Origin of the sequence: Desulfobacula sp. (assembly GCF_030145145.1) — a bacterium.
Taxonomy (GTDB): Bacteria; Desulfobacterota; Desulfobacteria; order Desulfobacterales; family Desulfobacteraceae; genus Desulfobacula.
The window spans coordinates 16,096-30,904 of sequence record NZ_JAQYWD010000003.1; the positions used below are offsets into that span (position 1 = coordinate 16,096).

Consider the following 14,809-nt stretch of genomic DNA (forward strand, 5'->3'; position numbering starts at 1 on the left):
GACATATGGATATTCGAAATTTAAGGCTTTTCAGGCACCTTGCCGGGACCTTGCATTTTGCAAGGACCAGCCAGGCCTGTTATATCACGCCATCAGCATTGACACGGGTGATCCAGCGGATTGAAGCAGAGCTGGGGCAACCGCTTTTTATCCGGGACAACCGGTCTGTGGCGTTGACATTGGCCGGGATGGCATTTAAAAAATATGCCGATGATGTGCTGCAAAGATGGCATCAGCTCCATGACGAATTGACGGCTGATGATGTCCTCCAGGGAGAATTGTCATTGTATTGCTCTGTGACAGCAGCCTATGGCATCCTCCCCCGCATTATGGCAACCTATCGAAAGACCCATCCTGACGTTCGTATCCGTCTTGAAACCGGAGATGCTGCCAAAGCCCTGGTCAAACTGTCTCACCAGGATGCCGATGTGGCCATTGCCGCCCTGCCCGACACCCTGCCCAGGGATCTGGTCTTTCACACGCTGTCCCGGACGCCGCTGGTCTTTATTGCCCCCCTGCAATATCCGGATATCGTTATCCACACAACAGACGGTATCATTGACTGGGAACAGACCCCGTTAATCATTCCGGATCACGGATTGAGTCGGGATCGTATTGATCAGTGGTTTGCAACGGAACATTTTATTCCCAATATTTATTCCCAGGTGGCCGGTCACGAGGCCATCATTGTAATGATCAGCCTTGGCTGCGGCATTGGACTGGTTCCCAGAATGGTGCTGGAAAAAAGTCCTTTTTTAAACCAGGTAACGGTTCTGGAAAGCGCCCCGGAACTGCCGCCCTTTGTCATTGGGCTTTGCACCCGGAAAAAAAACCTGGCCAATCCCAGGGTCCAGGCATTATGGCGAATGGCCAGTGAACAATGACCCCTGTTTTACCCATACAACAGCATCTTCCCGAAATAAAAAAAGCCCTTGAAACGTCCCGGCGTGCTGTGGTTCAGGCACCGCCAGGTGCCGGTAAAACCACCCATGTGCCCCTGGCCCTTCTGGAAGAACCCTGGCTGAAAACGAAAAAAATTATTCTTCTGGAGCCCCGGCGCCTGGCCGCCAGATCCTGTGCCGCTTATATGGCTGGCCTTCTGGCTGAAAAGATCGGGCAGACCATTGGGTACCAGGTTCGCCTGGACAGGCGGGTGGGTCCGAATACCCGGATTGAAGTGGTTACCGAAGGTGTTTTTCTCCGGAAAATCCAGTCCGATCCCTTTCTGGAAGGCGTTGGGCTGGTGATATTTGATGAATTCCATGAAAGGAATCTTCCCAGTGATCTTGGGCTTGCCCTGTGTTGGGAGTCGTTTGACGCATTGCGCGATGATTTGCGCATTCTTGTCATGTCGGCCACAATGGATGTGACAGCGGTTTCAATCCTCATGGAGAATGCCCCCAGGATTCTTTCCAGGGGAAAAAGCTTTCCTGTGGAAACCATTTATAGCCCGGGACCGGAAAAAAGGCAGAACCGGCGCATTCCCATTGAAATGGCGTGTGCATCGGTTATCCGGCGAGCGCTGTCAGAAACCCGGGGGGATATACTGGTTTTTTTGCCCGGTGTTCGGGAAATTAAGCGGCTGATGTTCATTCTGGAGGAAACCCTGGATTCAGGGTACCGTGTTTTTCCTTTATATGGAAACCTGTCTCAAAAAGAACAGACCCGGGTGTTTTGTCCCTCCCTTCCGGGGGAACGAAAAATTGTGCTGGCCACCGCCATTGCCGAGACGTCCATCACCATTGAAGGCATTCGGGTGGTCATTGATTCGGGCCTGATGCGGGTGCCTGAATTTTCCCCCCAGACAGGAATGAGCCGTCTGGTCACAGTGCCGGTTTCAAAGGCGGCGGCTGACCAGAGAAGGGGGCGGGCAGGTCGAACCGCATCGGGGCGGTGTTACCGGTTATGGTCCCTGTATGACCAGGGATTGCTGAACGCGTTTACGCGACCTGAAATTTTAAGTGTTGAACTCACCGGGTTTGCCTTGGAACTGGCAGTCTGGGGGGTATCAGACCCGTGTCAATTAAAATGGCTTGACCCGCCGGAAGAAACACCATTTGAACAGGCCACCACCCTGCTTAAAACCCTGGGTGCCCTTGATAAACAGGGACGGATTACCCTTCATGGGAAGAAAATGGCCTCCGGCGGCCTGCATCCCCGGCTTGCCCATATGATCATCAAAGGGGAGGAAACAGGTCAGGGACTGCTGGCCTGCAGACTGGCAGCTTTTCTCAACGAGCGGGATGTTGTCCAATTTGACCGAACACCGGTGGATCCGGATATCCGGCTTCGCCTGGAGCTGATTGAACGGATGATCCAGAAGCAACCGATATGGCAAAAAGGCATCCAGGTACATAAAGAGATTCTTCGCCGGATCATTAAAACCGAAAAAAAACTGGTACGTCATTTTGGGATTACACCTGAACCACCAGACACTGAAATGGCCGGTAGAGTTCTGGCTTATGCCTATCCCGACCGGATTGCCAGGCGACGAAATCGGGATAACACCTTTTTAATGACATCGGGAAAAGGGGCCTTTTTTACAGAAACAAACACGGTCTCCCAATGCGATTATATTGTGGCCCTTCATCTGGACGGCAATCCGAGAAACGCAAAGATTTTTCTTGCTGCCCCATATTCACAGCAGGACCTTGAGCAGGATTTCAGTCAGGCGCTTCAAACCCTTCAGACCATAAAATGGGATAAAAAAACCGGCACGGTACAGGCAAACGAAGACACCCGTCTGGGGGCCCTGGTAATTGACCGGAAGCGCTTACCGGCCATTGATCCGGAAAAGGCCTGCGGCATCCTGATTCGGGAAATTCAACGAGCAGGGCTTGCGTTGCTGCCCTGGACGAATAAACTGGTAAGCCTGAAAACCCGTGCTGTATTTTTGAAAAATACCGGTGGGTTTCCCGGCTTGCCCGATCTTTCCGATACCGCCCTTGAAGCCGGAATGGAAACCTGGTTGACACCGTTTCTCCCCGGCATTTTTTCCTTAAAACACCTGGAAAAAATTGACCTTGAAACTGCTTTTTTATCCCTGCTGACCTGGGCGCAGCAGCAGACCATAGAGAAGAATGCCCCCCCCCATATCCGGGTGCCCAGTGGGTCTAAACAGCCCTTGATCTATAGCGGTGAAAAGGGCCTGCTTCCCTCACCAATCCTTGAAGTCCGGCTCCAGGAAATGTTTGGCCTGACCGCAACACCGCAAATTGCGGGTATCCCGGTTACGCTTCATCTGCTGTCGCCTGCGGGACGACCGGTTCAGATCACAACAGATCTTGAAAGTTTCTGGAAGAATACGTATCAGCAAGTGAAAAAAGACCTGATGGGTCGGTATCCGAAACATTTCTGGCCGGATGATCCCCTTTGTGCCGGACCGACAAACCGTGTGAAATCAAAGGCCCGGCCATAAAGGGATTCTCTTCTTGCACTCACCCCCTAAACAGTCTACTAATAAGACAAAAACGAGACATAAAAAGGCCTTTTAAAAATGATTAAACAATTTTAATGAAGGGGAAGATAATGTGTTATGGAAATTAAATTTTGTACTGCCTGTGGTGCACCCACGGCATTGAAAATTCCGACGGATGATGATCATGTCCGTTCCGTCTGCACGAATTGCGGCCTGGTTCATTATAACAATCCCAAGATGGTGGTGGGAACTATCCCGGAATTGAACGGACAGGTTTTGTTGTGCAAAAGAAATATTGAACCCCGGAAAGGCAAATGGACCCTTCCGGCCGGATACCTTGAAAACGGGGAGTCGGTTCAGGATGGTGCCGGCCGGGAAACCCTTGAGGAAACAAGGGCCAGGGTTCGGATAGTCGAGCCGTATCGCCTGTTTAATATTGTGTTTGTGGATCAAATCTATCTCATGTTCAGGGCGGATTTGACGTCTGATACATTCGGACCCACCAAGGAAAGTACCGAGGTCCGGTTGTTCGGGGAAAAAGATGTCCCCTGGGATGATATTGCCTTTGAAGTGATCAAACAAACCCTTGAACATTATTTCCAGGATAGGAAAAAAGGCACATTTCCATTTAAGATTTTTGACCTTCAGTGATTTCCAACAGGCTATTCCCGGGGGTCTTTTTCCGTGTAAATATTCCAATAGTCAGCTTTTTCTTCACACATCCCTTGACAACACGCGGGTTTCTATCTTACTTCTATCTGGATTACGGGTATGAACACCGTTATTTGAAGGAATTTCAGTAGTATTGAAGAAGGGATGCCGGCAGCGGGAGCAGCAGGGGAATGATGATGGATATCTTTTGTTGATGAGAACACGGGTTGAAATGGGGTGGACGATTCCTCCCCTTCTAAAGTGCAGCCTCCGGGCCAAGCTTGGCTTTCTTATGGGGGGTGTCGCCCTGCTGACATTGTTCATGGTGTCTACGGCACTTATTGTAAACGAAAAATATAATGCCCGGAAAAATCTTGTTCGGGAACTGCAGTCCATGGCAGATCTTGTTGCCTTGAACAGTAGTGTTGCCATGGTGTTTCACGATGAGCAGGCGGCCCGGGAAACCCTGGCTTCCCTGGCAGCAAAACCGGAAATTATGGCGGCCGTCCTTTATGATGACACCGGAACCGTTTACAGCCGATACAGCTGGGGAACCATTGATGGTGCCACGGTTATATCTGATTTGAGACAGGTTCATACCCGTCCGGAAAACACCCTGAAGCAAGTAAAAACTTTCGGTGGGCTGAGTTATCTGCTGGAGGGCCGTCTCCATGTGATCCAGCCGGTGATGGACAAGGGAAATTTTATGGGGGCCATCCACCTGGTTGACAATATGCAGCAGGTCAAACAACGGCTGAATACCTATTACCAGGTGGTGGCTGCTATTATTTTGATTACACTGATGGTGGTGGCGTTTTTGTCTTCCAGAATGCAAACGTTGATAACAGACCCACTGTTTGACGTCATTGATTCCATGAGTCAGGTGATAGACCTCAAAAATTACAAGGTTCGGGTCAAAAAGCCGCGGGAAGATGAATTCGGGATACTGGTGGATCATTTTAATAAAATGATTGAAGAAATTCAAACCCGGGATGAAGAATTAAACACATATAATGCCGACCTTGAAAAAATGGTTAAAAAAAGAACACAAGATCTTTCCCAGGCCCCAGGCCTTCTCCAGGACGGTTTGGCAACAGAGGATTCCCCGGGTGACGGGCGGCCCGATTCAACCGTGATTGATCCCACGGCCATTCAAACGATTAAGGCCCTTCAAATGGAAGGCGAGCCCAATATTTTATCCAGCGTTATAACCACATACCTGACGGGGGTGGAATCTAAAATATCCCAGTTGCGGGATACGGGATCCTGTCATACCCTTCTGGATCTGCAGGCATTTGCCCACAGCCTCAAATCATCCAGTGCGAATGTGGGTGCTGTTGTTTTGTCTGAACTATGCAAATCCCTTGAAATGACATGCAGGAATAATACACTGGACGATTCAGATGTTTATATTAAAGCGATTGAGTGTGAATTTGTAAACGTTAAATCTGCTTTGGAAGAGGAAATCAGCCGGTTATGATATACACCGACAAACGAAGACAAACCCCATTGGCATTGATTGTGGACGATGACGCGTCTTTAAGGATGGTAATGGTTGCTGCATTGAAAAAATTCGGTCTTGATGCCATTGAAGCGGATAGCGGCAGCAGCGGTATTGAAGTGTTTAAATCCGAAAACCCCGATATTGTCCTCCTGGATGTGGTCATGCCAGAGATGGATGGGTTTGAAGTCTGCAAATTAATCCGCCAATCCCCCGGGGGGACCTATACGCAGATTCTTATGGTCACCGGGCTTGAAGATACTGAATCAACAAAAAAGGCGTTTGACGTGGGGGCGAACGGGTTTGTCACAAAGCCGTTAAGCCTTGTCATGCTCGGGTATCGGGTTCAGTACATGCTGCGGGCGGGCCATGCCTTCAGAGAATTGGATATCAGCAAACGTCGCCTGGCCAAAACCCAGGAACTGGCCAGAATTGGCAACTGGCAGGTTGATTTGAGGAGCAGTGAATTCTATTGTTCACCGGAAGCCCTCAGTCTGCTGGAACTGAGCAGTACTGATAATTACATGGTTCTGGATGCGTTTATCCGTTCCATCCTGGATCAGGATAAACGTCGGGTAAAAAACGCTCTGGGAAAGGCACTCCAGACAAAAAAAGGCACCACCCTGGAATATCAAATTCGCGATATTGAGGGGTCTCAAAGATATATACTCAACAAATCAGAGATTGTTTTTGATGCCCAGGCACAACCCATATTAATGCTGGGTATTGTCCAGGATATATCCCCGTTGAAAAAAGCAGAAAAGGAAATTCGTTTTCTCGCTTTTTATGACGGCTTGACCGGCCTGGCCAACCGCATGCTGTTCATGGACCGGCTGGATCAGGCCATAGTATCGGCCAAGCGCAACAAAAAATATTTTGCCTTATTGTTTCTGGACCTGGATAATTTTAAACAGATTAATGATACCCTGGGCCATCATATCGGTGACCTGCTGCTTAAAAAGGTGGCTGAAAGTATAACAAAATCGATACGGAGAAGTGATTCAGCAACACGATTGGTAAAAGAGGGGGAACCCGATTCTTTAATCGCCCGGCTTGGCGGCGATGAATTTACCATTCTGGTGACCGATCTTAAAGATCCGGAATATGCCGCCTTGATTGCTGAGCGGCTGATCAAGGTCATCCCTGTGGTTTATGATTTGGCTGGCAATGATGTGTCCATCACTACCAGCATTGGGATCAGTGTTTTTCCAACGGATGGCAACAAGGCTGACACCCTCCTGAAAAATGCGGATACAGCCATGTACCATGCAAAAAAGGGAGGAAAAAATACCTACCAGTTTTTCATGGATTCCATGAACAAGGCAGCGCTTGAGCGTTTTTCTATGGACAGGGATATCAAAAAGGCCCTGCAGAACAATGAGTTTGTGCTATATTACCAACCGCAAGTAAACCTGTCGGATCGGAAAATTGTGGGGGCAGAGGCCTTGATTCGATGGCATCACCCCCTTCGGGGCATGATCCCGCCGGATAAATTCATCCCCATTGCAGAAGAATCCGGCATCATCATTGAAATAAATCGATGGGTGTTTCTCACGGCGTGCCAACAGGCAAAACAATGGTTCAAACAGGGGCTATGCCCCATCAGAATGGCGATTAATTTGTCCGGGTATAAGCTGGCCAGCCAGAAAATAATTGAGACCATTGAAACGGTTCTTCAGCAAACAAAGTTTGCTGCCCAAAATATTGAAATCGAAATTACCGAAAATGTTCTCATGCAGGATACCAAGGCAACCGTGTCAACCCTGAGCAAAATAAAGGACCTGGAGTTGAAAATTGCTTTAGATGACTTTGGTACAGGATATTCCTCCTTGAGTTATTTGACGTCATTCCCTGTGGATACCATAAAAATCGATCGGTCGTTTGTCATGGACTGTACGTCGAAAAGCAATAATCTTGTGATTATCAAGGCCATCATTGCAATGGGGCACAGCCTGGGTAAAAAGATTGTTGCCGAGGGAATTGAAACTGAAGAACAATATCATTTGATGAAAGACCTGGGCTGCGATGAGTGCCAGGGATATTATTTCAGTCGTCCGGTTCCCCCGGATGAATTTATAAAACTCCTTACCCGGGGGTCTTTTTAACCTCTGAGGTTATAAGATGTCCGGTAAAATATCAAACCTGTCAAAGGGTGGCATGATACAGGCACCGGAAAAATAGGATTTTCCAAGTTCAAGCAGCTGTTTTGACAGGTAAATCCCCTCTTTTACAGGGTCCTTGGTATGTTTCATCTGTTGCCGTAAGGGGTCGGGAACAGCAATGCCGTTCACCTTGTCATGAAGAAATACAGCATGTTTATAGGACAATAACGGAAGGATGCCCATGATGACAGGCACTTTCAGGTGTTTTGTGGCACGATGGATCGCTTGAGCGGTTTGTTCATCATATATTGGCTGGGTGACAATAAACCGACAGCCGGCTGCCACTTTTTTTTCCAGTCTTTTGGCTTCATGTTCCAGTCCATTGACTTCAGGTCTGAAATCAAGTACTGCGCCGGTATTGAGGTCAGCATCTCTGGCCATGGAAATGAGCTGAAAGACATTTAAATCGCCGACGGTTGATGTGGGGTCCTGGGCTCTGGCGGCTGACGGATCGCCGGTTACGGCGATAACCGTATCAATACCCAGGGCTTTGGCACCCCAGAGTTCACTTTGTAATCCCAGGCGGTTGTGGTCCCTTATGGTACAATGCAGGATGGCCGGTTTTTGGGTGGCTTTTTGTACCAGGTGGGTGAATACCATGGCTGACATTTTGGGTTTGGCCACCGGGTTTGATGCCACACTGAAGGCGTGAAACCCGAGACTGGAAAGGCGGCACAGTTTTTCCAAAATTCCGGTGGGGTCATTGCCTGCTGGCGGCACCACTTCAATGGTGATAATAAAATCAGTATCATCGGAAAAAAGAAACGGCATATGTTCTCCCTTGATCAATTTGTTTGGTTCACGATCCTTAATATGGCGCGAAATATCAACTGAAGTTTAATATGCAACAGGATAAAAAGCAAATCAATACCTTGGTATTTGAAAAAAAACTTGCCCTGGTTAATCGGGTAATGGTATGCTTGCATTTATTGTAGAGACAGTTCCTGATGCGTATTCTCAATGTCTGCAAATAAACATAAAATTCGGGTTGCAATGGACGATTCAAACCCCAGGTTAGGAATAACCACAGGAGGTCGGTGTGAAATTAAGCTATCGCTTGCGTCTTTTGATTGTGTTGATCAGCCTGGGGGTGTTGACCGGGGGGGGGCTTTTATTGAAACACTTGCTGCTGCCGGACTCTTTTGGCGTTTACGGCCCCTACCGGGCAAATGCCATTGCCGAAGCAGCCCTTGTTCCCATTCGCCATGGGACCAATGCCAGTTGTTTTAAGTGCCATGCCTATGAAGCCGGTATTCATAAAACAGGTCGCCATCAGACCATCTCCTGTGAATTTTGTCATGGCACATATATGGATCATGTAGAGAACGGCCGGAAGATCGGAACCCTTCCTGTTAAACGTGAAAAGCAGATCACCACCCTGTGCCTCCGATGCCATAATACGGAAATAAAGGCAAGGAGTGAACTCGTCATTAAAACCGTTGCCATGCCCAACCACCTGGCAGACCAGAACGTCAAACTCACCCACAATTGCAATCAATGCCATCATGTTCATGCGCCGTTGAAATATATTATCCGGGCAAAACAGATGACCCGATGGACGGAGGCAGGCAGATGAAAATCTTAGATCCCTCCCCGAAAATGAATCGGCGATCTTTCGTCAAAAACGTATTAAATGGCACCATTGCCGGTTCTTTGTACCTGGTCTGGCCCATGGGCGGTGACAGTCTGGAAATCCCGGAACAGATTCCTGGCATCCGGGACACCGCCTATGATATCCATAACCAGGCGTTTGTGTTTATCGTGGATATTACCCGGTGTATCGGCTGCGGGTCCTGCTGTGTAGCGGACAAAAGGGAATACAATGTACCCGATGGGAACTACCGGACCTGGGTTGAGCGGTATGTAAAGGGATTCAGCGACCAGATCTATGTGGACTGCCCCAATGGGGGGCTGGATGGATACCAGCATCCCAGAACAGATATTGATGAGGACATAAGAGACACCTTTTTTGTGCCCAAGCTGTGCAATATGTGCAGGGAAGCTCCCTGTGTCCAGGTGTGTCCGGTGGGGGCCACCTTTATTTCTCCGGACGGATTTGTCCTGGTGGACGAAAAACGGTGTGTGGGCTGTGCCTATTGCATCCAGGCCTGTCCCTATTCTGTCCGGTTTTTGAACCCGGTTACCCGGGTGGTGGAAAAATGCACCTGGTGCTATCACCGGGTCAGAAAAGGGTTGCTGCCGGCCTGTGTAGAGGTCTGTCCCACCGGTGCCAGGAAATTTGGTTCCATGCGGGATGACACCTCGGAAGTCTATAACATTCTGAAGGGTCCCGGTGTTTTGACCGTATTGAAAAAAGAAATGGGGACCTGGCCGGCCCTTTATTACAAGGGTGCCAGAAGGGAGGTGGTTTGATGGATGCTGTCAATGGCACGGCAACGATGCTGATATCGAATTATGTCTTCCCCAATGATTTACATGTTCACTGGAGCATGATGATCGTATTGTACCCCTATATTACAGGACTTGTTGACGGGGCCTTTATCATTGCTGCCCTCTACTATCTGTTTGATATCAAAAGTCTTAAACCCCTGGCCCGGTTTTCCCTTTTGTTTGCCCTGGCATTCCTGTGTTGTGCCACCTTGCCGCTGTTGCTCCATTTGGGCCGGCCCGAGCGAAATCTCAACATGCTGTTAACCCCCAGTCCCAGTTCGGCCATGGCAGGGTTTGGATATATCTATGCCGTGTCCATGGGGGTTCTGGTGTTTATCGTGTTGTTTGTCTATCGTCCGGATCTGGTGGTATTAAGAGACACTTCCAAAGGATTGCTCAAGCTGCTGTACCGGGCCATAACCTTTGACAGCCGGGATCTTTCAACTTATTCCCTGGCGCTTGACCGGAAGATCATCCGGTTTCTGGTGGGCATCGGTATTCCCATTGCCGCTGTGCTTCACGGGTATGTGGGCTTTATCTTTGGTGGTGTTAAAGCCATTCCCACCTGGTCAACCCCCCTGATGCCGGTGATTTTTCTCTTTTCCGCCTGTTTATCGGGAATCTCTGCCATTATTCTGGCCTATATCGTCATCCGAAAAATAACCGGCCGGTCCATTGATTCGGACTGCATCAAGACGTGTATCAAGACATTGACCCTTTTTTTCATCCTTGCCTTTGCGTTTGAGATGCTGGAGGTATTTTCCCATTCATATTTGAAATCCGGGTATCACCACATGGTGGAGGGCCTTTTAAACGGTCCCCTGGCCAGCTCCTTCTGGTTGTGGCAGGTTAAAATCTGTTCGGTAATCCCGCTGGTCATTCTGGGGGTGATGGCTTTTTTTCGTATGGGACGGGCGATGTATCATTTTTGGGCAGCGGTTGTCTCGGCGATTCTTTTGCTGCAGGTGTTGATCATGCGGTGGAATGTTGTCATCGGTGGTCAGCTCATGAGCAAGAGTGCAAGGGGGTATACCGAGTTTCATCCCCAATGGTTTGACAAAGAAGGCATTCTTGCCGTGATCATTGTCATGGCCATCCCGTTTATGATTCTTTTTGTATTGAGTCGGATTTTTCCTTTCTGGACACCCGATAATGAAACGACCGTAACGTAACCCTTAATCAATATACCGTTAAATCCCGGAAAGGAGGTGTTGCCGTCAATCGACGCGGTCGCGCAAAAAGTGAAAATGGAATCATTTGCAGTTTAATTTATATTTTGGGAGGAAAGCCATATGATAATTTTAAGGTCATTACTTGTTTTTGTGATGATGGTTGTTTTTGTCCCGGGGATGGCGTTTGCGTTGACCCAGGAATCCTTTGATGTAAAAAACAAAAAGAACCAGGAAATGAACAAAAAGTGCATCACCTGTCATTTAAAAGAAAATGCGTCCCTGGTCCGGCAATGGGAAAATTCAGCCCATGCAGCTGCCAAAGACGGGCAGATCGGGTGTTTTACCTGTCATGCTGCAAATGTGGGGGAAGAAATGGGGTACACCCATGAAGGTGCCTTTATCAAAGCCATTCTTTCACCCAATGACTGTGCCATGTGTCATGAACCCGAGGCCAGGGAAATGGCCCAGTCGCATCATGCCACTGCCGGTGAAATCATGGCATCCCTTGATAATATGTTGGCAGAAGTGGTGGGGGGGATGCCCTCGAATAAGGCAAACATGGCCAGCGGCTGCTGGCAGTGCCACGGCTCCATCGTATCGTTGAAAAAGGATAAGGACGGAAACGCCCTGAGATCCAAAACAGATGCCCCTCAAATGGATTATAATACCTGGCCCAATTCCGGTATCGGGAGAATTAATCCCGACGGCAGCAAGGGGGCCTGTAATGCCTGTCATTCCAAACATTCTTTTTCTGCATCCAGGGCAAGACAGCCTGAAAATTGCGGGAAATGCCATTTGGGGCCGGATCATCCCCAAAAAGAGATCTATGAAGAATCCAAACACGGGATTGCCTATTTTACGGCTGAGCGGGGAAATTCTCCTGACGGCATGAATATCCTGAAAGACGGGTCCTGGGTGTTAGGGGATGATTATTATACCGCCCCCACCTGCTCCACTTGCCACATGGGGTCCTTTATTAAACTCAATGGTGCGGTGGCTAAAAACAGCCATAATGTGGGAGACAGGATTTCGTGGAACTTAAGGGCCCCTGTTTCTTCAAAATTGAACCGGGTGATATTTACAGACGGTACGGGCACGGATATTACCGGAGATATAGCACCCCGCCCCGGACAGACAGCCACGGCAAAAAGTTATTCCAGGGAAGGCGATAAGCTAAAGAAAATCGTTTCTGAAAAAACCATCCAGAGTGTTATGTCCTGGAAACAGAGGCGATCGAACATGAAGGAGGTTTGCAAGTCCTGTCATGGCATCAACCAGGCTGATAATTTTTATCGGCAGCTGGATGATGTGGTGATGCTGTACAATGAAAAATTCGCCAAACCCGGTGTGGAACTGGTGAACATGCTAAAAGAAGACGGGATCTGGGAAAATTCGGGTTTCCAGCATCGAATCGGGTATACCTGGTTTGAAATCTGGCACCATGAAGGCCGGAGGGCCAGGATGGCTGCTGCCATGTTTGCACCGGATTACACTCACTGGCATGGGATGTATGAAATTTCCAGAAATTTTTACCATGAGTTTTTACCGGAAGTCCAGGAAATGGCGGATCATGCTGATAAGGGGGAGCGATACCGGACCTATATCAAAGCGCTTATGGCCAAACCGGAACATTTATGGATAAAAACCGGTGGCAGTGCTGAAACCATGCAGTTGATCGAAGAAGAAAATAAATTAAGATATAACCAGTAAAAAAAATGTCTCCGGCAGGACAGCATTGCCTGCTGTCCTGCCGGAATAGTTTGGACATCTCCCTATGCCTGAAAAAAATATAAAGGGGTGTATTCTCCTGTCCCTGCTGCTTTGTCTGATGTCGGTCAGACTTTATGCCAATGACCTGGCCCCTCTTTTTGAGCGGGTTGAAGCATTGAATATTCAGCGGCAGGGATATGTTTTAGGGGCGGTTTTGAATCCCGAACAACTCAAAACAGCCTCGGCCAATCCAATGGATGCAGCTGCACCGGATACCGTTAAATTCAAAGATCAAAACCTGGTTGTGGTGGCCCAGAAATCAACCCACCGGATTCTTATCCTTTATGAAGAATTTGAAACCTTAACACAGCCGGAAATTCAAGACCTCATCGGTGACCTGTATCTGCAGTTTGATGACCCAACGGTCCTGGCCCATGACCGGGTGGTTTACTGGGCCTATGGAGAAAAAGGAAAAATTACCGCCAGAGAATTTGATACCGCAGGACATGACAAGCGAACCCTTAAAATCCTGGCAACCGTGAAATGTATCAGTGACATCAACATCATGGAAAAGGGTAAAGATCCCTCATCAGGTCATGTCTATTATATTATCAGTTCAGATCCGATTCTAAGGCTTTTTAAAGATAAAAAGGCTTAATTTTCCTCGCGAATCGCCTTGCAGACCTGGGCCACAAGCCATACCATGTTGTCAATACTGTCAAGTTCAGCATACTCGTCAATGCTGTGGGAATTGGCTCCCACAATGCCCATCCCGTCAATGGTGGGGGTGCCGCAGGCAGACGTGTAATTGCCGTCAGAACATCCCCCGGTTGAAATCGCTTCCAGGGGCAGCCCGATTTTTTCTCCTGTGGATCGGACCAGATCCCACAGTTGGCGGGTAGCCTTCCCCGTTTCCATGGGCGGCCGATCGATCCGGCCCTGAACACGGATGGTTGATCCCTCTATACAGGGGGTTTTGCCCAGGGTATGAAAAAATTCTTCAACACGGTTTTTTTCTTCCTGTTTTAAGATTCGCACATCAACAGAGGCCGTGGCCCTGTCGGGAATAATATTGACCTTATCACCACCGGTGATGACCGTCACCTGGGCCGATGTCCCCATATCATTTTGATTTAACCGGTTTATCTTGACGATCTGGTGGGCCAGTTCCACAACGGCGTTGATCCCTTTTTCAGGGTCAGCACCGGCATGGGCTTCCCGGCCGTTTACACAGACGTGAAACCAGCCGCCGCCTTTTCGTTGAAGGACGAACCGATATCCGGGCCGGCAGGGTTCAAAAACAAAGGTTCGAAGGCTTTTTTTTGCCGTTGACTGGATCCATTTTTTGGAGGCGTGGGAGCCGGTTTCTTCATCCCCATTAAACGCCACACACACGGAGAGCGCGCCGAGAATACCTTCATGTTTAAGGGTTTCAAGAACATGCAGCACCACAAGCAACCCGCCTTTCATGTCACAGACACCCGGTCCGAATGCCCTGCCATCTTTGATTGAAAACGGTCGTTTTGCCACTTCTCCCGGGGGAAATACCGTGTCCATGTGCCCTAGAAACATGATATCAAATGGGGATGTTCCCTTTTTATGCGCTGCATAGAGGCAGGGAATTTTATTGTCCCCTAAAAATAGCACCTGGGAATTCAGACCGATGTGGGAAAACCGGGTGTCAAAAAATCGGGCCACGCTTTCAATGCCGGGTTTGTTATCACTGCTGCTGTCAATGTTCACAATGGTTTGAAAATCAGCTAAAAATTGGTCGTGCCGGGAGGCAATATAGGGTTTCATCTGT

At 48.7% G+C, this 14,809-nt stretch carries 12 protein-coding genes; 10 read left to right on the top strand and 2 right to left on the bottom strand.

Features of this window, described 5'->3' with window-relative positions; genetic code table 11:
* Nucleotides 1–5: 5 nt before the first annotated feature.
* The 5 genes from ilvY (at nucleotide 6) to Q1Q15_RS01885 (ending at nucleotide 7,675) form a co-directional block, all read left to right on the top strand.
* Nucleotides 6–884 (top strand): HTH-type transcriptional activator IlvY, encoded by an 879-nt coding sequence (ilvY, locus tag Q1Q15_RS01865; protein WP_300455847.1) that lies wholly within the window; start codon nucleotides 6–8, stop codon nucleotides 882–884.
* A complete protein-coding gene (gene hrpB / locus Q1Q15_RS01870) occupies nucleotides 881–3,418 on the top strand; it encodes an ATP-dependent helicase HrpB (protein ID WP_300455850.1) in 2,538 nt (845 codons plus the stop codon). The genes ilvY and hrpB overlap by 4 nt, the downstream gene beginning before the upstream one ends.
* A 117-nt stretch (nucleotides 3,419–3,535) precedes the next feature.
* A complete protein-coding gene (locus Q1Q15_RS01875) occupies nucleotides 3,536–4,069 on the top strand; it encodes an NUDIX hydrolase (protein ID WP_300455852.1) in 534 nt (177 codons plus the stop codon).
* Nucleotides 4,070–4,223: 154 nt separating this feature from the next.
* On the top strand, nucleotides 4,224–5,549 hold the full coding sequence (locus Q1Q15_RS01880) for a CHASE sensor domain-containing protein (RefSeq protein ID WP_300455855.1): 1,326 nt from the start codon (nucleotides 4,224–4,226) through the stop codon (nucleotides 5,547–5,549).
* Nucleotides 5,546–7,675 (top strand): EAL domain-containing protein, encoded by a 2,130-nt coding sequence (locus Q1Q15_RS01885; RefSeq protein WP_300455858.1) that lies wholly within the window; start codon nucleotides 5,546–5,548, stop codon nucleotides 7,673–7,675. Before Q1Q15_RS01880 ends, Q1Q15_RS01885 begins: the two co-directional genes overlap by 4 nt.
* Nucleotides 7,676–7,684: 9 nt before the next feature.
* Here Q1Q15_RS01885 and Q1Q15_RS01890 read toward each other — a convergent pair whose 3' ends face one another.
* Nucleotides 7,685–8,503 carry a methylenetetrahydrofolate reductase gene (locus tag Q1Q15_RS01890; protein ID WP_300455861.1) on the bottom strand — a complete coding sequence of 273 codons (819 nt, stop codon included), beginning with the start codon at nucleotides 8,501–8,503 and terminating at the stop codon, nucleotides 7,685–7,687.
* Between the two features lie 268 nt (nucleotides 8,504–8,771).
* On the opposite strand from Q1Q15_RS01890, the gene Q1Q15_RS01895 reads away from it, so the two are divergent.
* From Q1Q15_RS01895 to Q1Q15_RS01915, 5 genes are all read left to right on the top strand, one after another.
* Nucleotides 8,772–9,308 (top strand): hypothetical protein, encoded by a 537-nt coding sequence (locus Q1Q15_RS01895; protein WP_300455864.1) that lies wholly within the window; start codon nucleotides 8,772–8,774, stop codon nucleotides 9,306–9,308.
* Nucleotides 9,305–10,105 carry a 4Fe-4S dicluster domain-containing protein gene (locus Q1Q15_RS01900; protein ID WP_300455867.1) on the top strand — a complete coding sequence of 267 codons (801 nt, stop codon included), beginning with the start codon at nucleotides 9,305–9,307 and terminating at the stop codon, nucleotides 10,103–10,105. The genes Q1Q15_RS01895 and Q1Q15_RS01900 overlap by 4 nt, the downstream gene beginning before the upstream one ends.
* Complete coding sequence (gene nrfD, locus Q1Q15_RS01905; protein ID WP_300455869.1) at nucleotides 10,105–11,295, top strand: NrfD/PsrC family molybdoenzyme membrane anchor subunit; 1,191 nt, start codon at nucleotides 10,105–10,107, stop codon at nucleotides 11,293–11,295. Before Q1Q15_RS01900 ends, nrfD begins: the two co-directional genes overlap by 1 nt.
* A gap of 120 nt (nucleotides 11,296–11,415) precedes the next feature.
* On the top strand, nucleotides 11,416–13,005 hold the full coding sequence (locus Q1Q15_RS01910; protein ID WP_300455872.1) for a multiheme c-type cytochrome: 1,590 nt from the start codon (nucleotides 11,416–11,418) through the stop codon (nucleotides 13,003–13,005).
* A gap of 64 nt (nucleotides 13,006–13,069) precedes the next feature.
* Complete coding sequence (locus tag Q1Q15_RS01915; RefSeq protein WP_300455875.1) at nucleotides 13,070–13,663, top strand: hypothetical protein; 594 nt, start codon at nucleotides 13,070–13,072, stop codon at nucleotides 13,661–13,663.
* On the opposite strand, the gene Q1Q15_RS01920 is transcribed toward Q1Q15_RS01915, so the two are convergent.
* Nucleotides 13,660–14,805, bottom strand: a complete 1,146-nt coding sequence (locus Q1Q15_RS01920) for a M20 family metallopeptidase (protein WP_300455877.1) — start codon at nucleotides 14,803–14,805, stop codon at nucleotides 13,660–13,662. The two genes, Q1Q15_RS01915 and Q1Q15_RS01920, sit on opposite strands and share 4 nt — an antisense overlap.
* Nucleotides 14,806–14,809: the final 4 nt, after the last annotated feature.

Excerpts from the sequence above, each read along its gene's own strand:
- ilvY (WP_300455847.1), top strand. The coding sequence starts at position 6 with ATGGATATTCGAAATTTAAGGCTTTTCAGGCACCTTGCCGGGACCTTG.
- hrpB (WP_300455850.1), top strand. The coding sequence starts at position 881 with ATGACCCCTGTTTTACCCATACAACAGCATCTTCCCGAAATAAAAAAA.
- Q1Q15_RS01875 (WP_300455852.1), top strand. The coding sequence starts at position 3,536 with ATGGAAATTAAATTTTGTACTGCCTGTGGTGCACCCACGGCATTGAAA.
- Q1Q15_RS01885 (WP_300455858.1), top strand. The coding sequence starts at position 5,546 with ATGATATACACCGACAAACGAAGACAAACCCCATTGGCATTGATTGTG.
- Q1Q15_RS01890 (WP_300455861.1), bottom strand. The coding sequence starts at position 8,503 with ATGCCGTTTCTTTTTTCCGATGATACTGATTTTATTATCACCATTGAA.
- Q1Q15_RS01900 (WP_300455867.1), top strand. The coding sequence starts at position 9,305 with ATGAAAATCTTAGATCCCTCCCCGAAAATGAATCGGCGATCTTTCGTC.
- nrfD (WP_300455869.1), top strand. The coding sequence starts at position 10,105 with ATGGATGCTGTCAATGGCACGGCAACGATGCTGATATCGAATTATGTC.
- Q1Q15_RS01910 (WP_300455872.1), top strand. The coding sequence starts at position 11,416 with ATGATAATTTTAAGGTCATTACTTGTTTTTGTGATGATGGTTGTTTTT.
- Q1Q15_RS01915 (WP_300455875.1), top strand. The coding sequence starts at position 13,070 with ATGCCTGAAAAAAATATAAAGGGGTGTATTCTCCTGTCCCTGCTGCTT.
- Q1Q15_RS01920 (WP_300455877.1), bottom strand. The coding sequence starts at position 14,805 with ATGAAACCCTATATTGCCTCCCGGCACGACCAATTTTTAGCTGATTTT.